24 protein-coding genes are annotated in these 24,791 nt (G+C 41.3%); 21 read left to right on the top strand and 3 right to left on the bottom strand.

What is annotated here, in order from left to right; translation table 11 throughout:
• Nucleotides 1-166: 166 nt before the first annotated feature.
• Both PSF67_RS10140 and rne read right to left on the bottom strand, forming a co-directional pair.
• Entirely contained in the window at nt 167-457 is a 291-nt protein-coding gene (locus tag PSF67_RS10140) for a putative quinol monooxygenase (RefSeq protein WP_102137715.1), read from the bottom strand.
• Nucleotides 458-631: 174 nt separating this feature from the next.
• Nucleotides 632-3,925, bottom strand: a complete 3,294-nt coding sequence (rne, locus tag PSF67_RS10135) for a ribonuclease E (protein ID WP_102137716.1) — start codon at nt 3,923-3,925, stop codon at nt 632-634.
• Between the two features lie 542 nt (nt 3,926-4,467).
• Here rne and rluC point away from each other — a divergent pair.
• Complete coding sequence (gene rluC, locus PSF67_RS10130) at nt 4,468-5,427, top strand: 23S rRNA pseudouridine(955/2504/2580) synthase RluC (RefSeq protein ID WP_210842901.1); 960 nt, start codon at nt 4,468-4,470, stop codon at nt 5,425-5,427.
• Nucleotides 5,428-5,470: 43 nt separating this feature from the next.
• Here rluC and PSF67_RS10125 read toward each other — a convergent pair whose 3' ends face one another.
• Nucleotides 5,471-6,058 (bottom strand): Maf family protein, encoded by a 588-nt coding sequence (locus tag PSF67_RS10125; protein WP_272676855.1) that lies wholly within the window; start codon nt 6,056-6,058, stop codon nt 5,471-5,473.
• A gap of 143 nt (nt 6,059-6,201) precedes the next feature.
• Here PSF67_RS10125 and yceD point away from each other — a divergent pair, with 143 nt between their 5' ends.
• From yceD to PSF67_RS10025, 20 genes are all read left to right on the top strand, one after another.
• On the top strand, nt 6,202-6,726 hold the full coding sequence (gene yceD / locus PSF67_RS10120) for a 23S rRNA accumulation protein YceD (RefSeq protein WP_102137719.1): 525 nt from the start codon (nt 6,202-6,204) through the stop codon (nt 6,724-6,726).
• 12 nt (nt 6,727-6,738) lie between these two features.
• A complete protein-coding gene (gene rpmF / locus PSF67_RS10115; protein ID WP_004253223.1) occupies nt 6,739-6,909 on the top strand; it encodes a 50S ribosomal protein L32 in 171 nt (56 codons plus the stop codon).
• Nucleotides 6,910-6,921: 12 nt separating this feature from the next.
• On the top strand, nt 6,922-7,962 hold the full coding sequence (gene plsX, locus PSF67_RS10110; RefSeq protein ID WP_102137720.1) for a phosphate acyltransferase PlsX: 1,041 nt from the start codon (nt 6,922-6,924) through the stop codon (nt 7,960-7,962).
• 9 nt (nt 7,963-7,971) lie between these two features.
• Nucleotides 7,972-8,922, top strand: coding sequence for a beta-ketoacyl-ACP synthase III (locus tag PSF67_RS10105; protein WP_272676857.1), 951 nt, complete (start codon nt 7,972-7,974; stop codon nt 8,920-8,922).
• Nucleotides 8,923-8,940: 18 nt separating this feature from the next.
• Nucleotides 8,941-9,873, top strand: a complete 933-nt coding sequence (gene fabD, locus PSF67_RS10100) for an ACP S-malonyltransferase (protein ID WP_272676854.1) — start codon at nt 8,941-8,943, stop codon at nt 9,871-9,873.
• A gap of 7 nt (nt 9,874-9,880) precedes the next feature.
• Nucleotides 9,881-10,615, top strand: a complete 735-nt coding sequence (fabG, locus tag PSF67_RS10095; RefSeq protein ID WP_102137722.1) for a 3-oxoacyl-ACP reductase FabG — start codon at nt 9,881-9,883, stop codon at nt 10,613-10,615.
• A 155-nt stretch (nt 10,616-10,770) separates the two neighbouring features.
• Nucleotides 10,771-11,007: an acyl carrier protein gene (gene acpP / locus PSF67_RS10090; protein WP_004253236.1), complete on the top strand. Its 237-nt coding sequence runs from the start codon at nt 10,771-10,773 to the stop codon at nt 11,005-11,007.
• 77 nt (nt 11,008-11,084) lie between these two features.
• Nucleotides 11,085-12,335 carry a beta-ketoacyl-ACP synthase II gene (fabF, locus tag PSF67_RS10085; RefSeq protein ID WP_102137723.1) on the top strand — a complete coding sequence of 417 codons (1,251 nt, stop codon included), beginning with the start codon at nt 11,085-11,087 and terminating at the stop codon, nt 12,333-12,335.
• Nucleotides 12,336-12,486: 151 nt separating this feature from the next.
• Complete coding sequence (pabC, locus tag PSF67_RS10080) at nt 12,487-13,317, top strand: aminodeoxychorismate lyase (protein ID WP_102137724.1); 831 nt, start codon at nt 12,487-12,489, stop codon at nt 13,315-13,317.
• A gap of 52 nt (nt 13,318-13,369) precedes the next feature.
• Entirely contained in the window at nt 13,370-14,392 is a 1,023-nt protein-coding gene (gene mltG, locus PSF67_RS10075; protein ID WP_272676853.1) for an endolytic transglycosylase MltG, read from the top strand.
• A 5-nt stretch (nt 14,393-14,397) separates the two neighbouring features.
• Nucleotides 14,398-15,027: a dTMP kinase gene (gene tmk, locus PSF67_RS10070; RefSeq protein WP_166264649.1), complete on the top strand. Its 630-nt coding sequence runs from the start codon at nt 14,398-14,400 to the stop codon at nt 15,025-15,027.
• Between the two features lie 24 nt (nt 15,028-15,051).
• Entirely contained in the window at nt 15,052-16,044 is a 993-nt protein-coding gene (holB, locus tag PSF67_RS10065) for a DNA polymerase III subunit delta' (RefSeq protein WP_166264651.1), read from the top strand.
• 12 nt (nt 16,045-16,056) lie between these two features.
• Nucleotides 16,057-16,848, top strand: coding sequence for a metal-dependent hydrolase (locus PSF67_RS10060; RefSeq protein ID WP_166264653.1), 792 nt, complete (start codon nt 16,057-16,059; stop codon nt 16,846-16,848).
• A 40-nt stretch (nt 16,849-16,888) separates the two neighbouring features.
• Nucleotides 16,889-17,239, top strand: a complete 351-nt coding sequence (hinT, locus tag PSF67_RS10055) for a purine nucleoside phosphoramidase (protein WP_102137729.1) — start codon at nt 16,889-16,891, stop codon at nt 17,237-17,239.
• A gap of 20 nt (nt 17,240-17,259) precedes the next feature.
• Complete coding sequence (locus PSF67_RS10050; RefSeq protein WP_102137730.1) at nt 17,260-17,652, top strand: YcfL family protein; 393 nt, start codon at nt 17,260-17,262, stop codon at nt 17,650-17,652.
• 2 nt (nt 17,653-17,654) lie between these two features.
• Complete coding sequence (lpoB, locus tag PSF67_RS10045; RefSeq protein WP_102137731.1) at nt 17,655-18,233, top strand: penicillin-binding protein activator LpoB; 579 nt, start codon at nt 17,655-17,657, stop codon at nt 18,231-18,233.
• A 64-nt stretch (nt 18,234-18,297) separates the two neighbouring features.
• The gene (locus PSF67_RS10040; protein ID WP_272676852.1) at nt 18,298-19,098 is read left to right on the top strand and encodes a phosphotransferase; all 801 of its coding nucleotides are present in this window, start codon (nt 18,298-18,300) and stop codon (nt 19,096-19,098) included.
• Nucleotides 19,099-19,162: 64 nt separating this feature from the next.
• Entirely contained in the window at nt 19,163-20,182 is a 1,020-nt protein-coding gene (nagZ, locus tag PSF67_RS10035; RefSeq protein ID WP_166264657.1) for a beta-N-acetylhexosaminidase, read from the top strand.
• A gap of 1,389 nt (nt 20,183-21,571) precedes the next feature.
• On the top strand, nt 21,572-22,924 hold the full coding sequence (locus PSF67_RS10030) for an OprD family outer membrane porin (protein WP_102137734.1): 1,353 nt from the start codon (nt 21,572-21,574) through the stop codon (nt 22,922-22,924).
• Between the two features lie 35 nt (nt 22,925-22,959).
• A complete protein-coding gene (locus tag PSF67_RS10025; RefSeq protein ID WP_102137735.1) occupies nt 22,960-24,579 on the top strand; it encodes a bifunctional metallophosphatase/5'-nucleotidase in 1,620 nt (539 codons plus the stop codon).
• Nucleotides 24,580-24,791 lie beyond the last annotated feature (212 nt).

Below are 24,791 nucleotides of genomic sequence, written 5' to 3'. Positions count from 1 at the left end.
TGAACTATTTAGAGGATTGATATAGTTGTATTTATTTAGGGTTATTAGTATTGCCATCATCGCGCACATATCCTCTCCTATTTTTGCCCGTCGCGTTGTTGGCGTCGCACACTCGCCCTAGTCACATACTTATGTATGCTCCTAGGATCTCGTTTAACTAATGCGCTTATTCAAACGCACCATTCATCAGTTTGATAATAGGGTCCGACCGCTTATAGCTATTTATGAGCGGAACAAGGCGCTGAAAATGTTCGCTGGCACAGTGAATATCTAGCGCTTCTTGATTCGGCCACTCCTCGATAAAAATAAAGTGCCCCGGATCTTTTTGGTCAACGTAAAGGTCGTAACTGATACACAATGGTTCTTGTTTGGTTGCAGCGACTAATTCACGATATAGTGGCATAACTATTTCAATCGCCTCAGTTTTAATAAAATCTTCCGCAATGACTTTTAACATGGATTTCCCTTTTCTTTATAAATAAACTGTACAAAAACACAGTAATATAAACATGAATTGGGTGAGAATACAATGTAAAAAAACGACGAGGTGATGAAATTTTTAAATTATATTGTAATAAAAAAGCCTTGATAGTTTCCTATCAAGGCTTCGGTGTTTTAAAACTATTAAGTTTTAGTGACTAGATGGTTTTGCCATTGCAGAGGTTGCGACGTTTGAAGCAACATGGCCACCTGCGCCACCTTTACCTTCAAAGGTAGAGGCTTCACGCTGATACTCTGTTATCTCAAATGGTGCAGCGGCAGTTGTAGGTGCTGGCGCTTTTGTCATTGGAGAATAAGCATGGCGTTTATGTAAGCTGACCGCTGGGCTGCTTGCTACCGCAGCAGGCTCAACCGCTGCAACAGGTTCGATAACTTCCTCGATACGGGCAACCTCAACTGATGTAGTGACAGCAACTTCAGCATGCTGTACTTCTTCAACCACGTCATTGACCTTTTCATTAACAATAACGGGCGCCGTTTGTTCGTCCGCGATAGTAACGCTTTCAGCCACTTCTGTTTGAGCTATTTCAACCTGTGGCTCAATAACGTCAGCCACTATTGCTACAGTTTCTTTTACAGCTTCGACGGTTTCAACTTCTTGCGAAACACCAGTTTTCTCTTCGACAATAACTGGAGCTGGTTCAACAATGTGCTCGACAGCGGTTGGTTCGTTAACTAAAGAAGTTTCTACAGTCGTGTCCTGAGACTCGAGTTTAACGTCTTCAGCGACGACAGGGGCAACAGTCACATGACTTTGTGACGCGGTAACATTTGCAGTTTCAGTTACAGAAGCTTCATTAACACTTTGTTGTTCAAGCATTTCTTCATTAGTGATGATTGCCATGCTCTCTTGTTGAGACTGGGCAATCGGGTAATGAATAAATACTTTGCCAGATGCGAGCTCAGGTGAGGCAACTGCAGCAACTAATGGCATTGGTGATTTTGTTAAATGACGTTCATCACGGTAGCGACGACGACGTTGCCCACTGACACGTAAATGACGTGGTGAACGACGTGAACGACGTGGAATGATGGTGTCTTGCTTTTCTTCGTCATCAGTTTGTGCCACAGCGCTTTGACGCTCTTCTGCTTGTACTTCACCTTCAGTTTGGCTCACTGGGGCAATTGGTGCAGGCAATGCAGTAATTGGCGCAGGCGCTATTTCAGGTGTCGTTTCAACTGGAGCAATAACCTGCTCGTTATCAGTAACACGAATTTTTTGCTCTAATTGACGACGTTGACGACGAGGGGCAACAGGACGTTGTTCTTCTTCCTTTTCCACTGCATCTTCAACATTATTTTGCTGAGAATCTTGCTGGGTTTTAGCCACCTGCTGTTGACGTTTTTCATCTTGGCGACGGCGACGCTCAGTCCGTTGCTCGCGACGTTGCTGCTGGTTGTCACGATTGTTAGTCTCAGTTGTTTGTTCGTCTTGTTGGCTCGTATTCTTATTATTACGGCCTTTATTACGATTATTCGCATCATCCGATGAGGCATTGCGGTTATTGCGATTGTCGCGGTTATCACGATTGTCACGATTGTCACGATTGTCGCGTGTTTCATTATCATCGCGGTCACGACGATTATTATTACGGCGATTATTATTGCGACGATCATTGTTCCGACGACGATCATTATTATGACGATTTTTTGGTGCAGGCTTCTCTACCACTTTTTCTTCTTCACCGAATAGGTTCTTGAAGAAAGCAGCAATTTTGCTAAATAAACCTGGTTTTGCTGGTTCTGCTGTTGCTGGTTTAACCGGCGCTTTTGTAGAGGCTTCTTTTAACTTAACAGTTGTAGATGCATCAACAGGCTCTTGCAGTGCAAAAGCAGAAATTGCAGGTTGCTCAGGTACTTTACGCTCAGCAGCAGTTTCATCACTTTGCGTTAAAGTTTCTGTCTCGTGATATTGAGCTAAGTTATAGCTTAGAGTATTTACCTCTTCACCTTTACGGATACGGATCACGTGGAAGTGAGGAGTTTGCATTTGGTCATTAGGAACAACTACAACACGAACATGGCTTTGGCGTTGTTCGATATCGCTGACCGCTTTGCGTTTTTCATTCAATAGGTAAGATGCAATTTGTACGGGAACAATCGCATGTACCTCATGGGTATTTTCTTTCAGCGCTTCTTCTTCAATAAGGCGAAGAACAGACAGAGAAAGTGATTCGTTGTCACGAATGGTTCCCGTTCCTGTACAGCGAGGGCATACGTGGTGGCTTGATTCACCTAAAGAAGGGCTCAAGCGTTGACGTGACATCTCTAATAAACCAAAACGAGAGATACGTGCAATTTGAATGCGAGCACGGTCTTGGCGCACAGCTTCACGTAAGCGGTTTTCAACTTCACGTTGATGCCTAACTGGCGTCATATCGATAAAGTCGATAACAATCAAACCACCTAAGTCACGTAGACGTAATTGACGAGCAATTTCATCGGCTGCTTCTAAGTTAGTATTGAACGCCGTTTCTTCGATATCACCACCACGTGTTGAGCGCGAAGAGTTGATGTCGATAGCAGTTAACGCTTCAGTGGTATCAATAACTAATGCACCGCCAGACGGTAAGCGAACTTCACGTTGGAACGCAGATTCGATTTGTGATTCAATTTGGTAGTGACTAAAGAGTGGAACATCACCACTGTAGTGTTTGATTTTACTTGCAAAATCACCACGACCAATAGCTTCGATATGGTTACGAGCCATTTCGACAACTTTCGGGTTGTCGATCAGGATCTCACCAATATCTGGGCGTAGGTAATCGCGGAATGCACGAACAATAACGTTACTTTCTTGGTGAATTAGGAACGGTGCAGGGCGATTTTCAGCCGCTTTTTGAATAGCTTCCCAATGACGTAAACGGTAGAGTAAATCTTGTTGCAGTGATTCTGCCGATTTACCTACACCTGCGGTGCGAACGATTAACCCCATGCCATCAGGGATTTCTAAAGAAGACAGCGCCTCTTTTAATTCCGTTCGGTCTTCGCCTTCAATACGGCGTGAAATACCACCCGCACGTGGGTTATTAGGCATTAAAACGAGGTAACTTCCTGCCAAGCTAATGAAGGTCGTTAACGCAGCACCTTTATTACCACGCTCTTCTTTATCCACTTGAACAATAACTTCTTGGCCTTCTTTTAACACATCTTTAATGTTAGGACGGCCTTGAGAGTGATAGTTACTTGGGAAGTATTCACGAGCGATTTCTTTGATAGGAAGGAAACCGTGTCTTTCAGCGCCGTAATCAACAAAAGCGGCTTCAAGACTAGGTTCAATACGGGTGATTTTACCTTTGTAGATATTGGCCTTTTTTTGCTCATGACCGGGACTTTCAATATCCAAATCATAGAGGCGTTGCCCGTCAACAAGGGCAACACGCAACTCTTCCTGTTGAGTTGCGTTTATTAGCATTCTTTTCATGTTATTACTTACTCATTATTTTCTTTTAAATAAGAGCAGCGAAAGAAAGAGCTACTGTAAACCGATGGCCTCGTGATTTTTACAAAACCGTCTGCCTCGCGGCAGTCGTTCGTATAGAGACGCGCAGTATTCGGTGAACCTGATTTTTAGATTAAAAATTCAGCGTTCTTAATCAGGATGCCGTAAGTTATTAAAGAAAACGGAAGTTCCTAACCCAATAAGCCAAAATTCGTTGCTCGCTAATTTATTTGATGTTGCTAAATGTCTTACGCCATTGCTGCATTGTTACGCCATCAAATAAGAAATCCTATAAAACGTTAACTTTCGTTTTTTAAACATCTCAGCAACTTCATATTATTCCATTGCCATAGCCATTATAGCAAGTGGATACGGAAGTTATATGGAAATTTTATTTAGAAATAGGATAAATCATGCAGAAAATAACCAAATTAAAAAAAAAGATAAAAAATTTTGTGGAGTCGGTATGATAGTGAAAGCGAATAAGAGCATATTTTAATCAATTAGAGTTAACGCATTCCCGAATGAATACACAAAATCAAGTTCAATTTATTGACATCAGCGATGACGAAGCTGGGCAACGTATCGATAACTTTTTGCTCACTAAACTAAAGGGTGTCCCAAAAAGTATGATTTATCGCATTATCCGCAAAGGGGAAGTGCGTGTTAACAAGGGGCGGATAAAGCCTGAATATAAATTGGCAGAAGGGGACCAAGTCCGCGTTCCACCTGTTCGGGTTGCTGAGCGTGAAACAGCCCCGGTTTCTGCTAAGCTGGATAAGGTCGCAGCATTAGCGAATTGCATTTTATTTGAAGATGACGTTCTCTTAGTGCTGAATAAACCGTCTGGTACAGCCGTTCATGGGGGAAGCGGTTTAAGCTTTGGTGTTATCGAAGGCTTGAGAGCATTACGCCCAGAAGCGCGTTTTCTTGAATTGGTTCATCGTCTTGATAGAGACACCTCAGGCATTTTGTTGGTGGCTAAAAAACGCTCAGCACTTCGGGCGCTACATGAACAATTACGTCTGAAACAAATGCAAAAAGATTATTTAGCATTGGTAAGAGGCAACTGGCAGTCACATATGAAAGTTGTCCAAGCGCCTTTACTCAAAAATATTCTACAAAGTGGTGAGCGCGTTGTAAAAGTGAGTAGCGAAGGAAAACCATCAGAGACTCGCTTTAAAGTGGAAGAACGTTTTGATAATGCAACCTTAGTAAAAGCGAGCCCCGTCACAGGACGTACCCATCAAATTCGCGTACATACCCTCTATGCAGGGCATCCAATTGCGTTTGATGACCGTTACGGTGACAAACAATTTGATAGCCAACTGACAGGAACAGGTTTGAATCGTTTATTTTTGCATGCGAGCGCACTGAAATTTACGCATCCTAAAACGGGTGAAGAGATGCGGTTGCACGCTCCATTAGATAACCAGTTGAATCACTGCCTAAAAATACTGCGTAGCCGTAAAGCAGAAAAGTAAGTCATTTAATTAACTGGCAGGTTTTTCCTGCCAGTATAAATAGTTAGAGACTAAGTAATGGGTTGACTTGGTGTTGACGTAACATCTCGAGTAATAAGATAAGTGGAAGCCCAACTAATGTATTAGGGTCACGCCCTTCTAAACGTTCAAATAAACTGATCCCTAACCCCTCTGATTTAAAACTTCCAGCACATTGATAAGGCTCATCTTTAAGTAAGTAATTAGTGATTTCCTCATCAGATAATTGCCTGAAATGAACATGAAATAGTTCACACTCAACATTAAACTTACCTGTTTCAGTATCAAGCAAACATAAGCCAGTATAAAAAGTAACCTTATTCCCTGACGCAGATTGAAGTTGTTGAAACGCATTATCAAAATTATGTGGTTTTCCCATAATTTTATTATCAATAACACAAACTTGATCAGAACCAATTACCAGATGCTGAGGGTATTGAGCAGAGAGTGCGCTAGCCTTTGCATGAGATAAACGCATGACTAAAGCTTGAGCTGACTCATTTAATATAGGGGACTCATCAATATTGGGTGCCGCTGCTAAAAAAGGTAATCCCAACTTTTTTAATAGGGCTTGTCGGTATGTCGAAGTTGACGCCAAAATAATCGATTTCATGATTTTTCTCGAAACTCGTAGCCAAAAGGGTTAACTCATTTTAAACTATAAAACGTAAAACCTACGGTTTTTTGGTGAAAAGGCGAGTTTACCCCGCCTTTTTCTTTGACTATAGCTCATTACAAAGTTAATATGCGCGCCTTATGCAAAAGGTAAAATTACCCCTGACTATCGATGCGCAGCGTGCAGCTCAGAAAAACCTCGACTATGTTGGGAGTTATACATCTGAGCAAGTTACACGAATTGCCGAATCAGTAGTCAGTGTAGACAGTGATGTAGAAACCGAATTATCATTTAATATTGATAAACAACGACTCACGGTTATTGAAGGGAAATCCGATGTGGATCTCACCCTCCAATGCCAACGTTGCGGGAAAAATTTCAAGCATCATGCCTACGTATCGTATTGTTTTAGTCCTGTCGTCAATGACGAAAAGGCCGAAGCATTACCGGAGCTCTACGAACCGATTCAAATTGATGAATTTGGTGAAATAGATTTGCTGGGAATGATAGAAGATGAAATAATTCTATCCTTACCAGTGGTTCCGGTTCATGATTCTGAACACTGTGAAGTGTCCGTAGCGGACATGGTGTATGGTGAACTGCCTCCTGAGGCAGAAAAACCAAACCCATTTGCCGTATTAGCCAGTTTAAAGAAAAGTACTTAAGGAGTAAGGTCAATGGCCGTACAACAGAATAAACCAACTCGTTCAAAACGCGGTATGCGTCGTTCACATGATGCACTGACTGCAACCCTAGTTTCTGTAGATAAAACTTCCGGTGAAACTCACCTGCGTCACCATGTGACTGCAGATGGTTACTACCGTGGCCGTAAGGTTATCAACAAGTAGTTTGTTGTTACCTTGGCTAATCTAACCATTGCGTTAGATGCTATGGGCGGGGATGTTGGTCCCCGCGTCACGGTGCCTGCTGCATTGCAGGCACTGGCATCTAATCCAGCACTCAAATTACTGCTTGTCGGTCAACCCGAAGCCATTCAACCTTTGCTTGCACATCAAAGTGCTGAGCAAATTTCGCGTGTCGAAATTATTCCTGCAGACGGCATTATCGCAAACGATGCAAAACCATCAAACGCGATAAGGCAAAGTAAAGGAACATCGATGCGAGTGGCCTTAGAGTTAGTGAAGACAGGGCAGGCACAAGCGTGCGTGAGTGCAGGGAATACAGGTGCGCTGATGGGCTTAGCGAAATTAATGCTAAAGTCTATAGAGGGGATTGAGCGCCCAGCGCTAATGACAATCTTACCTAATCAGCAAAAAAGCCAAACAGTAGTGCTAGATTTAGGCGCTAATGTTAACTGTAGTAGTGATATGCTCGTCCAATTTGCCGTAATGGGTTCCGTGATGGCTGAGGAAGTGGTTAACATTTCTAAACCGAGAGTTGCGTTACTGAATATTGGCGAAGAAGAGAGTAAAGGGTTGGATAATATCCGCGAAGCCGCCTCAGTATTAAAAGAAACGACATCAATTAACTACATTGGTTATGTAGAAGGTAACGAGTTACTGACAGGTAAAACCGATGTGTTAGTGTGTGACGGCTTCGCAGGTAATGTCTCATTGAAGACGATGGAAGGCGTAATACGCGTCATTCTTTCATTGATAAAATCGACCGGTGATCAACATAAAAAAAGCAGTTGGTTTATGCAACTAGCGAAAAAATGGTTAAAAAAACGTTTAATGAAACGTTTTGGGGACATGAACCCCGACCAGTATAACGGTGCGACTCTGTTAGGATTAAAAGGTATTGTCATCAAGAGTCACGGTGCAGCGAATGAAGGCGCTTTTAAAGCGGCTATTGACCGCGCAGTACAAGCTGTTGAAAAACAAGTCCCAGAAAGAATAACAGCGCGACTAAATATTGTTTTACCCAGGAGTGATCAATAACCTATGGCTATGTACAGTAAAATCTTAGGAACCGGCAGCTACTTACCAGCACAAGTACGTACCAATGCTGATCTGGAAAAAATGGTTGATACTTCTGATGAATGGATTGTGACACGCACTGGCATACATGAAAGACGAATTGCCAACGAAGACGAAAGTGTCTCAGTGATGGGGTTTCATGCTGCGAAGAATGCTTTAAGCATGGCGCAAGTTGATGCAACTGACATTGGCTTGATTATCGTTGCAACCACATCAGCAACTCACGCTTTTCCTAGTGCAGCTTGCCAAATCCAACAAATGCTTGGCATTCAAGATTGTGCCGCATTTGATGTTGCAGCCGCATGTGCAGGTTTTACCTATGCAATTAGTATTGCTGATCAATTCGTCAAAACGGGTATGACCAAAAAAGCATTAGTGATTGGTGCCGATGCATTATCTAAAACATTAGACCCAGCAGACCGTGGCACGATTATTTTATTTGGTGATGCGGCAGGGGCTATTGTTATTGGTGAATCTGAAGAACCGGGTATTATTTCGACACATTTACATGCCGATGGCCGTTATGGGGATTTACTCACATTACCTAACCGTAGCCGTTGTTCTGAAGACCCTGCATATTTAACCATGACAGGTAACGAAGTCTTTAAGGTTGCAGTGCGCGAATTAGCTCATATTGTTGATGAGACATTAGCACAGAGCGGCATTGCGAAAGAAGAACTTGATTGGCTAGTCCCACATCAAGCAAATTTAAGAATTATTTCTGCGACGGCAAAAAAATTAGATATGACAATGGATAAAGTCGTTGTCACATTAGACCGTCACGGTAATACTTCTGCAGCATCAGTTCCTACAGCGTTGGATGAAGCGGTGCGCGATGGCCGTATTCAGCGTGGTCAACTTGTGCTTTTAGAAGCCTTCGGTGGTGGTTTCACTTGGGGCTCTGCATTGGTTCGTTTTTAATTAACTGAGAAAATAGACATGACACAATTTGCTATGGTATTTCCCGGGCAGGGTTCTCAGTCTTTAGGTATGTTAGCGGCACTGGCTGAAGAAAATCAGTTGGTTGAGCAAACATTCGCTGAAGCATCGGAAGCATTGGGTTACGATCTCTGGGCGTTAGTACAAAATGGGCCAGAAGAAGAATTAAATAAAACATGGCAAACACAGCCTGCTTTATTAGCAGCGTCTGTGGCGATTTTCCGTGTTTGGAAAGAAAAAAATGGCGTAATGCCTACAATCATGGCAGGCCACAGCCTTGGGGAGTATTCAGCTTTAGTTTGTGCCGGTGTTATCGACTTTAAACAAGCGATTAAATTGGTCGAATTGCGCGGGAAACTCATGCAAGAAGCGGTTCCTGAAGGCACTGGTGCAATGTATGCCATCATTGGTTTAGATAACGAATCAATTGAAAAAGCCTGCCAAGAAGCCTCTCAAGGTCAAGTGGTTTCACCGGTTAATTTTAATTCATCGGGCCAAGTTGTGATTGCGGGTGAAAAAGCGGCCGTTGAACGTGCGGGTGTCGCATGTAAAGAAGCGGGTGCAAAACGTGCATTGCCATTATCCGTTAGCGTACCTTCACATTGTGCATTAATGAAGCCAGCTGCTGATAAATTAGCCGAAGCGTTAGAAAAAATTGATTTTTGTGAGCCAGGCTATCCAGTTATTAACAATGTTGATGTTAAAATTGAGAAATCGGCACAAAATATTCGTGATGCTTTAGTCCGTCAACTGTATAATCCAGTACGCTGGACGGAAACAGTAGAATTGATGGCAGATCAAGGTGTTGAACATCTAATTGAAGTAGGCCCAGGGAAAGTATTGACTGGTCTTACCAAGCGAATTGTCTCTAAATTAACTGCCGTTGCAGTCAATGATCCTGTATCATTAAGCACTGCTTTAGAAAATAGCTGAGGACGACATGAGCTTTGAAGGAAAAATTGCACTGGTAACAGGCGCGAGTCGTGGAATTGGTAAAGCGATTGCTTTAACTCTAATTGCTCGCGGTGCTACTGTTATCGGAACAGCAACCAGCGAAAAAGGCGCAGAAGCCATTACCGCTTATCTTGATGGTAAAGGTAAAGGTTTAGCGTTAAACGTGACTGATACAGCATCAATCGAAGAAACTTTGACCAAAATCCGCGAAGAATTTGGTGAAATTGATATTTTGATTAATAATGCAGGTATCACTCGTGATAACCTATTGATGCGTATGAAAGAAGATGAATGGCAAGATATCATTGACACTAATCTTTCATCCGTTTACCGTTTGTCTAAATCCGTTTTGCGTGCCATGATGAAAAAACGTTGTGGACGTATTATTTCAATTGCATCCGTTGTTGGTGTAATGGGAAATGCGGGGCAAACTAACTATGCAGCAGCGAAAGCAGGGTTGATTGGTTTTAGCAAATCATTGGCTCGTGAAGTCGCTTCTCGTGGTATTACTGTCAACGTCGTTGCACCTGGTTTTATCGAAACTGATATGACTAAAGCATTGACAGATGAACAGCGTGCAGGCATTTTATCTCAGGTTCCTGCGGATAGACTGGGTGATGCACAAGAAATTGCCAGTGCTGTAGCGTTTTTAGCTTCTGATGAAGCTGCTTACATCACAGGTGAAACATTGCATGTCAATGGTGGCATGTACATGATCTAAAGAAATGATGGAACTATTTGCATTTTTAATGTTATCCAACGCTAAATAATGCAAAATAATAGTTCCAACAGCCGGGATTGGGTTGTATCTTTTCCTGTATTTCATAAACTACGAAAACCATCGCGAAAGCGAGTTTTGATAGGAATTTTAATAGTATGAGCACTATCGAAGAACGCGTTAAGAAAATCATCGTTGAACAACTGGGTGTTAAAGAGGAAGAAGTTGTAAATACAGCTTCATTTGTTGATGACTTGGGCGCTGATTCTCTTGACACAGTTGAGCTGGTTATGGCTCTGGAAGAAGAGTTCGATTGCGAAATCCCTGACGAAGAAGCTGAAAAGATCACAACAGTACAGGCTGCGATTGACTACGTCGAGAACGCATCTAAATAATTGTACGAAAACTTATCTAGGCGATCACTCGATCGCCTATGTTTCTTTTGTAACTTTTCCCTCCTTGGAGGAAATACGTGTCTAAGCGTCGTGTAGTCGTAACCGGACTGGGCATGTTATCTCCTGTCGGCAACACAGTTGAGTCATCATGGAAAGCTGTTTGTGACGGACAGAGTGGTATCAGCCTAATCGATCATTTTGATACTACTAACCACGCAACTAAATTTGCTGGCTTAGTAAAAGATTTCAATTACGAAGAATTTGGCATCTCCCGTAAAGATGCAAAGAAAATGGATCCATTTATCCAATATGGTATCGCGGCTGGCTTTCAAGCCTTCAAAGATGCTGGATTGGAAGTAACAGAAGCCAATGCTACCCGAATTGGTGCAGCGATTGGTTCTGGTATTGGTGGGTTAGGCTTAATTCAGGACAACTGTGAGTCATTACTGCACGGTGGACCTCGTAAGGTAAGCCCATTCTTCGTACCATCAACCATCATTAATATGGTGGCTGGTCATTTAAGTATTATGTACGGTTTCCGTGGCCCAAGTATTTCAATTGCAACCGCTTGTACATCAGGTGTGCATAATATTGGCCATGCTGCACGTATGATTGCTTACGGTGACGCGGATGTAATGGTTGCAGGCGGTGCTGAAAAAGCGACAACACCACTCGGTGTAGCTGGTTTCGGTGCAGCAAGAGCATTATCAACACGTAACGATGACCCGCAAGCGGCAAGTCGCCCATGGGATAAAGACCGTGATGGCTTTGTTCTGGGAGACGGCGCAGGTATCATTATTCTTGAAGAATATGAACATGCCAAAGCGCGTGGTGCAAAAATTTATGCAGAAATTGCAGGTTTTGGGATGAGCAGTGATGCTTATCATATGACATCACCACCTGAAAATGGTGCGGGTGCAGCACTTGCAATGGAAAACGCACTGAATGACGCAGGAATTAAAGCGAGTGACGTGGGGTATATCAATGCTCACGGTACTTCAACCCCTGCTGGTGATTTGGCAGAAGCGCAAGCGGTTATTAATGTATTTGGTGAAGGTACTGACGTATTAGTCAGCTCAACTAAATCAATGACGGGGCACTTACTTGGTGCAGCGGGTGCTATTGAGTCAATCTTCACCATTTTGTCATTGCGCGAACAAATTGTTCCACCAACCATCAATCTGGATAACCCAGATGAAGCGTGCAAACTGGATTTTGTTCCAGGTGAAGCCCGTAAAGTGGACAACATGGAGTTTGCTCTGTGTAATTCATTTGGTTTTGGTGGTACCAACGGTTCATTAATTTTCCGTCGTTATCACGGCGAGTAATTAATCTACTACCGTTATTAATTAGCCCTAGTCACTTAATTGTGGCTGGGGCTTTATTTTTTTCAGTTCTTTGCACAGTTCTTCGCTTTAGTTTATGATGATCCCACTTGATTACTGTCTGATTTATCAGCTTTTATTATAAGTAATATCAATGTCATATTGGGTTAATGGGCAGCTTTGCCAGCAAATAAGTGTTACCGATCGCGCAGTCTCTTTTGGGGACGGCTGCTTTACGACCATACACGGTGTTAATCAGCAAGCTAAAATGCTAGATGAGCATATTGCTCGGTTGAAACATGATAGCCAGAGGTTGAGAATTGCACAGCCAGATTGGGAAAGCTTGGCAGAGCACTTAAAGCAGATTTGTACAGAACAAACTCAAGACGAGTTTGTGATTAAAGTGATCCTGAGCCGTGGTGTCGGAGGCCGGGGATATAGTGCTAAAGGTTTTACTTCACCGACGGTGATAGTGAGCGTTTCTCCCTTTACAAATAACTATGTTCAACTGCAGTGCAAAGGAGCGCGCTTAGTTCTTAGCCAAATTCCATTAGCTCGTAACCCATTGTTAGCTGGAATGAAACATCTCAACCGCCTAGAACAAGTTCTTATTAGACAAGAGGTTGATGAACTTGGTGCAGATGAAGCGATTGTGCTAGATACCGACGGCATTATTATTGAATGCGGTAGTGCGAATGTTTTCTGGCGAGTTGGGCAAACTGTGTATACCCCAATTTTATCTCATAGTGGTGTGAATGGATTAATGAGACAAAAGATCATATCACTGTTAGAGGATAGCCAGTACCATCTTCAACAGGTCGAACGCTTTGCTAATGTTTTAAATCATTGTGATGAAGTGATCATTTGTAATACGTTGATGCCTGTTTTGCCGGTACAAAGTATTCAAATGAACAAACAGTGTCCACCATTGCAATTTGCGTCCCGCGAGTTGTTTGAGTATTTATTTTTGCGTTGCAAAATTTAGTTTTTATAAATGAATTAATTATTACCAACACACGCATTGAAATGGTCAATAAATGAAATTAGCCAAAAAAATCATTCTAATCGCCGTTACCTTGGCTGCTATTGTCGCAGCTGCGGTCTATTGGCAATACCGTCAAGTATTGGACTATGCCAAAACGCCTATCAACATCACACAAGAAAAAATCTTCACGGTGCCTGCGGGGACTGGACGTGTTGCGTTTGAAGGGCTACTTATTGAAGATAACATTCTTGAAAAAGGGAATGAATTTCAATGGTTACTCAAACTACGACCTGAACTGGCTCAGCTAAAAGCGGGAACTTACCGTTTGCAGCCGGGGATGAATGTTGAACAGCTATTACAATTAATTGTGAGTGGAAAAGAAGCCCAGTTTTCGATCCGTTTTATCGAAGGTAATCGTTTAAGTGATTGGGGTAATATTTTACGAGACGCTCCTTACTTAGAGCCTAAAACTACCAACTTAACCCCGACTGAACTGCATTCCCTCATTGGCTTTAACGGGGAAGGCACTTTAGAAGGGTGGCTATATCCTGACACTTATTTATACACAGCAGGGACAACCGATGCTGAAATTTTGAAACGTGCCTATAAACGTATGCAAAATAGCCTTGATGAAGAGTGGAAAGGGCGTGATAGGGATTCACCCTATAAAAATGCCTATGAAATGCTTATCATGGCTTCGATTATTGAGAAAGAAACCGGTATCGATAGTGAAAGATCTCAAGTCGCTTCGGTGTTTGTTAATCGCCTAAAGAAAAATATGCGTCTGCAAACTGACCCAACAGTCATCTATGGTTTAGGTGAAAAGTATCGTGGTAAAATTTATCGTAGTGATTTAGATAATTACACACCGTACAATACCTATAAGATTGATGGTTTGCCACCAACACCGATTGCAATGCCAAGCCTTGCATCACTGAAGGCAGCAGCGCATCCGGCTAAGACGGATTACATATTCTTTGTCGCAGATGGTAAAGGTGGGCATACTTTTAGTCGTAATTTAAATGACCACAATCGTGCCGTTAAAGTTTACCGCCAATTTGAACAGCAAAACTGATAAAAATGAAAAACCAATTTATTGTTATTGAAGGACTTGAAGGCGCTGGTAAAACGACCGCAATCAATACAGTTGTGGAAACGTTGAACCAAGCAGGGATCACGGATATTGTTTTCACCCGTGAACCGGGAGGCACGCCATTAGCAGAGAAATTACGCGAGCTGATAAAACAAGGTATTGCGGGTGATAAAGTTACTGATAAGGCGGAGTTGCTAATGCTATATGCTGCCCGTGTACAACTGGTCGATACAGTGATCCAACCTGCATTAGCAGCAGGTAAATGGGTGGTGGGTGATCGCCATGATTTATCTTCCCAAGCTTATCAGGGCGGCGGACGTGAGATTGACCGCGACTTAATGAAATCATTACGTGACTTGGTGCTAGGTGAATTCAAACCTTCATTAACGTTATACCTTGATTTACCACCTGAATTAGGTTTGCAGCGTGCAAGGTCACGAGGTGAATTAGATAGAATTGAAAAAGAATCGTTAGCCTTTTTTGAAAGAACACGCAGCCGTTATCTTGAACTTGCTGCTGGCGACAAAACGATACTCACTATTGATGCAAGCCAAAACATTGAGCAAGTACAGCAAGATATTCGGCAAACGCTGACAGAATGGCTCGCGCGTGCCTGATAAACCACATAAGGTATTAATCCCATGAATTGGTATCCTTGGTTAAATGAACCTTACCGACAAATCATTACTGCGTACCAAAGCGGTCGAGGCCACCACGCGTTACTGCTTCATTCTATACCGGGAAATGGGGCGCAAGCGCTGTGTTATGGCGTGAGTCGTTGGCTTATTTGCCAAGAAAGAGACGGCTTAAAAAGCTGTGGGCAATGCCATAGTTGCCGTTTGATGCTCGCAGGTCATCATCCTGATTATCATATTATTGAAGTAGAAAAAGGAAAATCTACTGTTAGTGTTGATGCAGTTAGGAAATTAATTGAAACCTTAAGTCGCCATGCACAGCAAGGTGGCAACAAAGTGGTGTATATCCCACAGGTTGAAGCATTGACAGATGCAGCAGCGAATGCCTTATTGAAAACATTGGAAGAGCCTGCAAAGGATACTTATTTTTTATTAGGAAGTGATAAACAAGAGAATTTGCTAGCGACTATTCGCAGCCGCTGTTTAAGTCATTTCTTGCCAGCACCCGACTCACAAATTGCGCTCTATTGGCTTCAAAAGCAAAAACCGGGTATTGCGACTGAAAATGCGATAACAGCATTAAAAATATGCCAAGGTGCACCAATTTCTGCGCTGGCCTTACTGGACGAACAACGTTGGCAAAAGCGTAATGCACTATGCCATAGTTTAAGTCACGCATTGCAAACGGGTGATATGCTGAGTTTGCTGCCTAGTTTGAATATCGATGAACTGCCTGATGCCTTAAATTGGTTACTCAGTTTATTTGCGGATGCGATTAAAATTCAACAAGGGGCTGGGGTTTTTTGCATCAACCAAGATAAGCAAGCTCAAGTCCTGCAATTAGCTGGTGCTATGAATCGTACTCAGTTAATAAATATGTATGATAAGTGGTTATATTGCCGTCATCAATTAATGACAGTTCCTGCTCTGAATCAGGAACTGATCCTGACAAATCAATTATTACAATGGGAAGCTTCACTGGCTGTCCCTACATTTTAAAAAGAGTTAAATATGTTTGTTGTTGATTCACACTGTCATCTCGACTGTTTAGATTATGAAAAATTGCACACAAATGTCGATGATGTTATTGCAAAGGCCTCGGCTCGTGATGTTCACTTTATGTTAGCTGTTGCAACGACGTTGCATGGTTTTGAAAGCATGAAGAAAATGATTGGCATGCGAGACAATATCGCTTTTTCATGTGGTATCCATCCTCTTAATTTAGATGAAGGGTATGATTTCGCTCGATTAGCACAATTAGCCGCAGGAAACGAGGTCGTTGCGTTAGGGGAAACCGGGCTGGATTACTATTACCAGCAAGAAAATGCCGCGTTGCAACAAGAGTCTTTTCGTCAGCACATTCGCATTGGTCGCGAAGTTAATAAGCCAGTCATTGTGCATACTCGTGCGGCACGAGAAGATACCTTATCGATTTTGCGCGAAGAAAACGTGATGGATTGTGGCGGGGTATTACACTGCTTTACTGAAGATAAAGATACGGCAGTGGAACTACTCGATTTAGGCATGTATATCTCATTTTCAGGGATCGTCACATTTCGTAACGCAGAACAAATTAGAGAAGCCGCTCGTGTTGTCCCTTTAGATCGCATTTTAGTTGAAACTGACTCACCTTATTTGGCTCCTGTTCCTCACCGTGGTAGGGAAAACCAACCTGCGTATGTTCGTGATGTCATTGAATATATGGCAGTACTGAAGGGCGTTAGTGTTGAACAGCTCGCTGAAATTACGACGCAAAACTTCAATCGTTTGTTTCATTTAAATGTTGGTACAGGTAACGTATAAATTAGTTCACAAGAACGATTAAATGACTAAGGAAATTGAAATGGCAGAAGAAACGATTTTCAGTAAAATTATCCGTCGCGAGATCCCCGCAGATGTGGTTTATCAAGATGAACTTGTCACGGCATTTCGTGACATTTCGCCACAAACACCATCACACATTCTTATCATTCCTAATAAATTAATTCCGACTGTCAATGATGTCACTGCGGATGACGAGCTTGCGTTAGGCCGTTTGTTTACTGTTGCGGCTAAAATTGCCAAAGAAGAAGGGATTGCAGAGGATGGTTACCGTTTAATAATGAACTGTAATGAACACTCGGGGCAAGAAGTCTTTCATATCCACATGCATCTAGTGGGTGGTCGTCCATTAGGGCCATTATTGGCTAAGTAATAAGGGATAAGGGATCGACAATGAACCGTATTGCATTACTTGCTTTGGTAACAATGTTGCTAAGTGGTTGCATCTTTAAAAAGACACAAGGGCTGGTTTTTAATGAGCAACAACGCATCATTATGGAGCCAGCAGTACTCGCACAAGGGGTCATTGTCGAAAACCCAGTGATAGGTAGTGAAAACCATCAAACCATTGCCACGATTAATATGAGTAATACTCAATCTGAAGTGGTGACTATTGCTTATCGTTTATATTGGTATGATAAGCAAGGGTTAAAAGTGGAAACTTCAAATACCTTGTATCAGCCGATTGCAGCGAATTCCGTTGCGAAAGTTCGTGCTGTGACTTCCTCTCCACGTGCAACAAATGTACGTGTTCATGTATTTTTATCGCCAAAGGCCGGAGAGTAATAATGAAACGCATCTTAATGGTTGCTGCCGCTACATTAATTTTGGCTGGGTGCCCTTCATATCCACCTCAACAACCTGGTACTCAGCCACCGATTGTCCCCGTAGAGCCGGAAAAGCAACCTGAAGTAACGCCACCACCCATTGATGTTGTTCCAACTCCACCAAAACAGCAAACAACAGATTGGTCAGCGTCTATTACACCTTTAGTTAACCAAATGGTGACTGAGGATGGCGTTGAAAGCGGCAAAGTCCTGTTAGTTGATTCAGTGAAAAATAATACGAACGGTTCACTACCTGTGCAAGCGGTGACATCAGCCATGACAACCGCAGTTGAGAATACAAATCGCTTTAAAGTTGTTCCTGCCAGTGTGGTGAGTTCTGCGCGTAAAACTCTCGGTTTATCTCAAGAAGACAGCTTGGTAACCCGTAGTAAAGCAATTGGGTTAGGTCGCTATGTCCAAGCGGATTATGTCATTTACAGTGTGATGTCAGGTTCAAACAAAGAAAGAAGCCTTGAAATGCAATTGATGGAAGTGCAAACAGGTGAAATTATTTGGACTGGAAAGCACAATATTGAGTAACCTGCAGTTACTTTTTCAACTGTTAGTGACGTGCTTTCCTACAATCTCGGTACGAGATTGGGAAATGTCCCCGCTAGCAGGGCTGTCAGGTGGAAGTTATTTGCTGCAATGTTCTTTGCCTGGCAGCCAAGTAAAGCTTATCGCACGTGCTGATGGAAATACACAAACCGCGTTGTATGTTAACCGAAAGAAAGAAGCGCGGATATTACAGCAATTACGTGCTTTTTCCTTTACACCGAAAGTGATTGGTCGAAATTCACAATGGTTATTATTAGGGTGGTGTGAAGGGCAACACCCTGATAATCATGTTTTTTTGCAGTCTAGCTTTCAGTGCGAACTTGCAAATATAGTCACACAATTACATCGCGCGCCACTGTTGGGGTATCACTTACAACTGCGCGATGAAATATCGCATTATGGCTATTTAATTGATAAAAAACGTTTTTCACCTCGTTGGAAAAAATTACATCATTATTTCACCTCTGCTGATTTTCCTAAAATGCTAAAACTTGCCCCTGCCCATATGGATATTCATGCTAAAAATATTGTTTGCACACCAACAGGGCGATTACTGCTATTGGATTGGGAATATGCGGCAAATACAGATATCGCGTTCTCTTTAGAAACCTATTTTCAATTTAATGGTCTGAGTGATATTCAGCGAGATTTTTTCTTGACGCAATATTGTGACATTCACGGTGCTTATCGAGACAAACAGCAATTGGCCGAAAGCTGTCAATTGTGGGCACCTTGGGTAAAATATATGACATTAATGTGGTATGAAGTGCAGTGGCATGAAAGCCAGTCATCTGACTTTTTGTTACACTCACAGTCATTACGACAATATTTTGGTTTATTAGGTTGATGGCCAAGGGCTATCAGAAAACAGTATCGGATTAAGTTAATTAGTTTAATAAGTGAGGCATGTTATGGGTCCTATAATGCTAGATGTTCAGGGGTATGAATTGGACAACGAAGAGCGCGAAATATTAGCTCACCCATCCGTGGGAGGGTTAATATTATTTACCCGTAACTTTCATGACGCAGCACAATTACGAGAACTTGTTCGCCAAATTCGTGATGCATCAAGACACCGGTTATTGATAGCGGTTGACCAAGAAGGTGGTCGAGTACAACGTTTTCGTGATGGTTTCACCGCATTGCCTTCTGCTCAGGCATTTGCTGCACTCAATAGTGAAATGGATGGCGCTAAGCTTGCTGAAGAGGCTGGCTGGTTAATGGCATCAGAGATGATAGCTATGGATATTGATATTAGCTTTGCACCTGTTTTGGATCTTGGTCATCAAAGTATTGCGATAGGTGAACGCTCATTCCATGAAGACCCAGAGATTGCGATGGTTATGGCGGAGCGTTTCATTAAAGGTATGCGCAGTGCGGGTATGAAAACGACAGGGAAACACTTTCCTGGTCATGGTGCAGTGAAAGCCGACTCGCATAAAGAAACGCCACGGGATGATCGCACGTTGGAGAAGATCCGTGGTAAAGATATGTTAATTTTTAAAGACTTTATCCAACGAGAGTTACTCGATGCGGTTATGCCTGCCCATGTTATTTATACCCAAGCGGATGATCGTCCCGCGAGCGGTTCACCATTTTGGTTAAAATCGGTATTGCGTGAGCAGCTTGGTTTCCAGGGGGTCATCTTTTCTGATGATTTGTCTATGGAAGGCGCGGCAGTGATGGGGAGTTACCCTGAGAGAGCACAGGCCTCACTGAATGCGGGGTGTGACATGATTTTAGTCTGTAATAATCGTGAAGGTGCCGTCAGTGTTTTAGATAACTTACCGAAGCAATATGATAGCCAAGCCTCTAAACTATATCATAGTGGTCGACAATACAGTTTGACAGAACTACAAGCCGTTGAGCGTTGGAAAGAAAGTCATCGGCAACTGGTTGATTTACATGAGCGTTGGCAAGAACACCGCTAATAATTTCGATTACATTTAGTATATCTAAAAGCCAGTATTTTATTTACTGGCTTTTTTGCATAAATACGCATAGCAAAGGGACACTATTTTGCATAAAGAAGATGGTGATATCATTGCTCATATTAAAAGTTACCCGTAACGTTATCAATAATTGCACAGTTAATCACAATAATATATCTAATCGTATTAGATAAAAATCAATCAATATTTATTTTGCTCTCTAAAATAATTAGAGAGTATTTTATTGATTTAATCATTTTAAGGTTCATTGTTTGAAATAAAAAAGTGAAATTGTTGATAGTTTGACTTATTGGTATTTATATTTTTAGTTTATATGAAATGATTAACTAATAATTTGCATTACAGCTTGCTTTTTATGCGATTAAGAGTGTTCAATATGACTTTGAGCCATTTAATAATGAAATAGGTTACTTTCAAAAGTTAAAGAAAATTTAAATAAATGAAAAACAAGATAAGTAAAATAACGTTTGATAGCTAAATAATACTTATCATTTATCCGAGATTTACTTGATCGCAATTGGCCTGTAGGGAAATGTACTTTCTCTTGTGATGTGCTATATAGAATAATTGTGGATTGAATATATATCTACAAACAGTATGTATTCATGTGAAAATTTTTATTAGGTTATATTTTATTCATTACTCTTTATATCTATAAAGAAAGCAGTTTACAGATATCCATTTAAATTTATGTTTTAACTGGTTATAAATGAATTGATTCTGAAACCCTATCCAAAATAAAGGTTTATACCTTAAATTCCCCTAAAATGAAGTGTGACTGCGATCACTGTTGGTAGGTAGTTTAATGCAACTGATGTAACGCGTTGTGACAGCGATCGTTTTAATTGACATAAAATTACGATAGCATTCATATTATGAAAGATTTATGACAATTTAGAGCGATAAGTAATCAGTTAAAAAAAACAGCAATTTAATGGTTGCACTTTAAGTTAAATATTCAAATTTATTTGAGATGATTATTTCTCAGGGGAACACTTTGTCATAAAAAATAGAGTGAAAATTTTTTCTTAATGAATTAATGCGGTGTCGGTAAATACAGTACCGTAATGTGAGGCTTAAGCCAAACAAACACCAAATATGAGTATTTATCGCTATTGATTCAATAATGTACTTTGGAATTCCTATAAGGAATATTTCTATTCATAGTAATAAGTAAACACAAATACAGGGAAATACTGTATTGAATTTTATATTTAAAATGACTTATGTGTTTGAAATGGATGTGTCCGTTTGTCTTTAAGTGAAATTGTTTTATTAAGCTAAAAATAAAAAATGGTGTTTTGTTGTTCATGGAAACATGGCACAGCATAAAATTAATTCAAATAATCATTAACTAGGTTTATTCCAATGAAAGTTAAAAATATTGCGTTATTAATGCTTTCTCCTTGCTATTTAGCGGTAGCAATGGCAAATGCCAGCAACTGGGAAGATTCTATCAAGGAAAACTCATTCATTGCGGATTCGGAGCTAGAGCTGTCAACCCGTAACATGTGGAAATACTTAAAAACAGAAAACCGTTTTGATAAAAACGAAAACCGTTATAGAAAACAAGTCGCAAATGCTTGGGGTCAAAACTTCCAAGCAGATTTCAAGTCAGGTTATTTCGCGGATGTCATTGGTTTTGATGCCTCTTATTACGGCGGTATCAAACTGGGGGCAAGTAAAGACTTCGCCTCCCGTGCAATTTTATATAACGATGATGGCCATGCGAAAGGGTATAACAAAATTGGTCAACGTTATGCAAAAGTAAAACTGGACCTTGAACCAGTAAAATTTAATGCGAAAGCAGGTTGGTTTACGCTGAAAAATACGGGTATTTTCACGAATTCACAGCGTTTATCATTGAACAGTTATAGCGGTTACTACACTAATACTGCGATCAGTGACTGGAGTTTGGATTTATTATATCTCGATAAGAAAGTCATGCGTCGTGATAGTCCAAACATTGATGCTATGTATTTTACTGATGCAAATGGCGTTCGACACAATGTCAATCATGTCATCACCGGTGGAATTAACTACAATACTAAGCCATTGAAAGTGCATTATTTCTATGGGCAAGCGGATGATTTATTCCGTCAACAAGGCTTAGAAGCAAAATATAAGCTGACTTCAGATGTGACACTTGGTACACAAATCTATAACCATGAATACGGTAGTGATGGTAAACGTACTGAAACCGATAAACAAAAAGGGAAGCGTAATTTTGACAAACGTGCGTGGCACTATGCAGGAACGGCAGAATGGCGTATTCCTGAGTCGCCTTGGACGTTAAGCACAGGTTTAACTTATACCCAAGCGAAAAAAGCAAATGGTGTCGGCCAGTTTGCGCGTAACCCAATTGGTAATACCCGTGGTCGCTTTAACTCCCCAGCTTATGCAGATATCGACTACGTACGTGATGGAGAAACCATGGTCGCTATGGCCGCAGAGTATCGTATTAGTAAAGAGCTTTCTGTTGGCGCACGTACTAACTATTCAGAATTTAAATATGAAGGTGAAAGATTAAAACAAGGTCAATTTGGTCTATTTAGTTATTGGAAACCAACTGAAAATCTTTCTGTTTCGTTAAGTGGTGGTCTGGGCTGGCACCATCGTCAGGAAAACGATTACACGACGCCAAAATTATATGATGGCCACTCACGTCGCGCACACTCGTTATCTGGTTCAATGACAACAACTTATCGTTTCAAAATGTAGTCGATAGTTGAAAAGGATTAAAAAAGGTAAGATAAATGAAACATAAAATTGGATTACTCACACTGCTCATTTCCGGTGCACTTTTGGCGGGTTGTGCTTCCAAAAATACGGATACAGTAAAAGTACAAGTCATTGGTATAAATGATTTTCATGGGGCTTTACAAGCACCGGGCGATGGTAAACTAGGTGGCATTGAGTCAATTGCGACGCTAGTTAATCAATTAAGAGCGCAAAACGATAAAACCATCGTTGTGGGCGCAGGTGACTTAGTCGGAGCAAGTCCGCTATTGTCATCAATGTTCTACGATGAACCCACTATTGAAGCGCTAAGTGCGATTGGTATGGAAACCAGTGCAGTGGGTAACCATGAGTTCGACAAAGGTAAAGAAGAGCTGCTGAGAAAGCAAAATGGTGGCTGTCACCCAACAGCTGGTTGTGTGGGTAAAGATTCCTTTGCAGGGGCTGACTTTAACTACTTAGCAGCCAACGTTATTGTGAAAGAAACAGGTGAAACACTGTTCCCATCTTACTTTATTAAAGAGTTTGATGGTGTTCCAATGGCATTTATTGGTTTAACGTTAGAAGGTACGCCGGCTATCGTAACACCAAGTGGAACCGCAGGTTTAGAATTCAAAAATGAAGTTGAAACTATTAATAACCAAGTGAAATTATTAAAATCACAAGGTATTAACAGTATCGGTGTTCTGATCCATGAAGGCGCAACACAACAAGTTGATACCAAAGTTAAAGATATTAACCGTTGTGATAATATCAAAGGCCCAATTGTCGATATCGTCAAACAATTAGATGCGAATGTAGACTTTGTTATTAGCGGTCATACACACCAAGCTTATAATTGTGAAATCAATGGGATGACAGTCATTTCTGCCCAATCTAATGGGACTTTATTGTCTCAATTAAACATTGAGATTGATAAAAACACGAAAGATATCGTTAGCATCAATGCAAAAAATATCCCTGTTGAAACGAGTCGCTATGAGAAGAACCCTGAGTTAACCACGTTCGTACAGAAATACGAAAAAATTGCGTTACCTATTTCGCAACAAGTGATGGGGTCTTTAACGGCCAATGTGGATAAAAAATTACTCCCTGCGGGTGATTCAACTTTAGGTAAGATTATTGCTGATGGTCAATTATATGCGGCCTCTAGCAAAGAAGCGGGCGGTGCTCAAATTGCATTTATGAACAGTGGCGGTATTCGTGCTGACATGAAAGCAGGTGAATTGACGTATGGTGATATTTTCACTGTCCAACCATTCTCTAACGTGGTTGTTACACAGTCGCTAACAGGTGCGCAAATTAAGCAAGCGCTTGAACAGCAATGGGATCGTGCTCGTCCACAGGTCATGCCTGTTTCTAAAGGTTTTTATTACGAGTGGGATGACAGCCGCCCAGTGGGTGACAAAGTCATTCAAAAATCAATGAAATTAAATGGTAAGCCGCTAGACATGAACAAAAGCTATCGTGTTGCTGCGAATGAATTCTTAGCAACAGGTGGTAGCCGTTTCTCTGCTTTCAATCAAGGTAAAGACCGTGTTTATAGCCTGCCAGATAACGAAGCGTTAATGCAATACTTTAAAGATAACTCACCAGTTTCAGTTCCAACTGATGTGCGTATCAAGAAAATTAAATAATAAAATTTAATGTTTCATAAAAAACTCTGAGGGTGTTTATCATCCTTAGAGTTTTTTTTGCGCTCTATTTAGGTTCATATTGAAAGTGATTGGGGGGTAATTGATTGTGCGTCACAAATTAAAGAATGATAGAATAATAATTCTCATTATCATTACACTGTTTGCGGATTTAAACAATTGATTGATATAAATGCTAAAAAGCTGACTCGATT

Origin of the sequence: Providencia sp. PROV076 (genome assembly GCF_028483405.1) — a bacterium.
Lineage (GTDB): Bacteria > Pseudomonadota > Gammaproteobacteria > Enterobacterales > Enterobacteriaceae > Providencia > Providencia huaxiensis.
This window is presented reverse-complemented; position numbering and strand designations above follow the sequence as displayed.

Excerpts from the sequence above, each read along its gene's own strand:
- PSF67_RS10140 (WP_102137715.1), bottom strand. The coding sequence starts at position 457 with ATGTTAAAAGTCATTGCGGAAGATTTTATTAAAACTGAGGCGATTGAA.
- rne (WP_102137716.1), bottom strand. The coding sequence starts at position 3,925 with ATGAAAAGAATGCTAATAAACGCAACTCAACAGGAAGAGTTGCGTGTT.
- rluC (WP_210842901.1), top strand. The coding sequence starts at position 4,468 with ATGAATACACAAAATCAAGTTCAATTTATTGACATCAGCGATGACGAA.
- PSF67_RS10125 (WP_272676855.1), bottom strand. The coding sequence starts at position 6,058 with ATGAAATCGATTATTTTGGCGTCAACTTCGACATACCGACAAGCCCTA.
- yceD (WP_102137719.1), top strand. The coding sequence starts at position 6,202 with ATGCAAAAGGTAAAATTACCCCTGACTATCGATGCGCAGCGTGCAGCT.
- rpmF (WP_004253223.1), top strand. The coding sequence starts at position 6,739 with ATGGCCGTACAACAGAATAAACCAACTCGTTCAAAACGCGGTATGCGT.
- PSF67_RS10105 (WP_272676857.1), top strand. The coding sequence starts at position 7,972 with ATGTACAGTAAAATCTTAGGAACCGGCAGCTACTTACCAGCACAAGTA.
- fabD (WP_272676854.1), top strand. The coding sequence starts at position 8,941 with ATGACACAATTTGCTATGGTATTTCCCGGGCAGGGTTCTCAGTCTTTA.
- fabG (WP_102137722.1), top strand. The coding sequence starts at position 9,881 with ATGAGCTTTGAAGGAAAAATTGCACTGGTAACAGGCGCGAGTCGTGGA.
- acpP (WP_004253236.1), top strand. The coding sequence starts at position 10,771 with ATGAGCACTATCGAAGAACGCGTTAAGAAAATCATCGTTGAACAACTG.
- pabC (WP_102137724.1), top strand. The coding sequence starts at position 12,487 with ATGTCATATTGGGTTAATGGGCAGCTTTGCCAGCAAATAAGTGTTACC.
- mltG (WP_272676853.1), top strand. The coding sequence starts at position 13,370 with ATGAAATTAGCCAAAAAAATCATTCTAATCGCCGTTACCTTGGCTGCT.
- tmk (WP_166264649.1), top strand. The coding sequence starts at position 14,398 with ATGAAAAACCAATTTATTGTTATTGAAGGACTTGAAGGCGCTGGTAAA.
- holB (WP_166264651.1), top strand. The coding sequence starts at position 15,052 with ATGAATTGGTATCCTTGGTTAAATGAACCTTACCGACAAATCATTACT.
- PSF67_RS10060 (WP_166264653.1), top strand. The coding sequence starts at position 16,057 with ATGTTTGTTGTTGATTCACACTGTCATCTCGACTGTTTAGATTATGAA.
- hinT (WP_102137729.1), top strand. The coding sequence starts at position 16,889 with ATGGCAGAAGAAACGATTTTCAGTAAAATTATCCGTCGCGAGATCCCC.
- PSF67_RS10050 (WP_102137730.1), top strand. The coding sequence starts at position 17,260 with ATGAACCGTATTGCATTACTTGCTTTGGTAACAATGTTGCTAAGTGGT.
- lpoB (WP_102137731.1), top strand. The coding sequence starts at position 17,655 with ATGAAACGCATCTTAATGGTTGCTGCCGCTACATTAATTTTGGCTGGG.
- PSF67_RS10040 (WP_272676852.1), top strand. The coding sequence starts at position 18,298 with ATGTCCCCGCTAGCAGGGCTGTCAGGTGGAAGTTATTTGCTGCAATGT.
- nagZ (WP_166264657.1), top strand. The coding sequence starts at position 19,163 with ATGGGTCCTATAATGCTAGATGTTCAGGGGTATGAATTGGACAACGAA.
- PSF67_RS10030 (WP_102137734.1), top strand. The coding sequence starts at position 21,572 with ATGAAAGTTAAAAATATTGCGTTATTAATGCTTTCTCCTTGCTATTTA.
- PSF67_RS10025 (WP_102137735.1), top strand. The coding sequence starts at position 22,960 with ATGAAACATAAAATTGGATTACTCACACTGCTCATTTCCGGTGCACTT.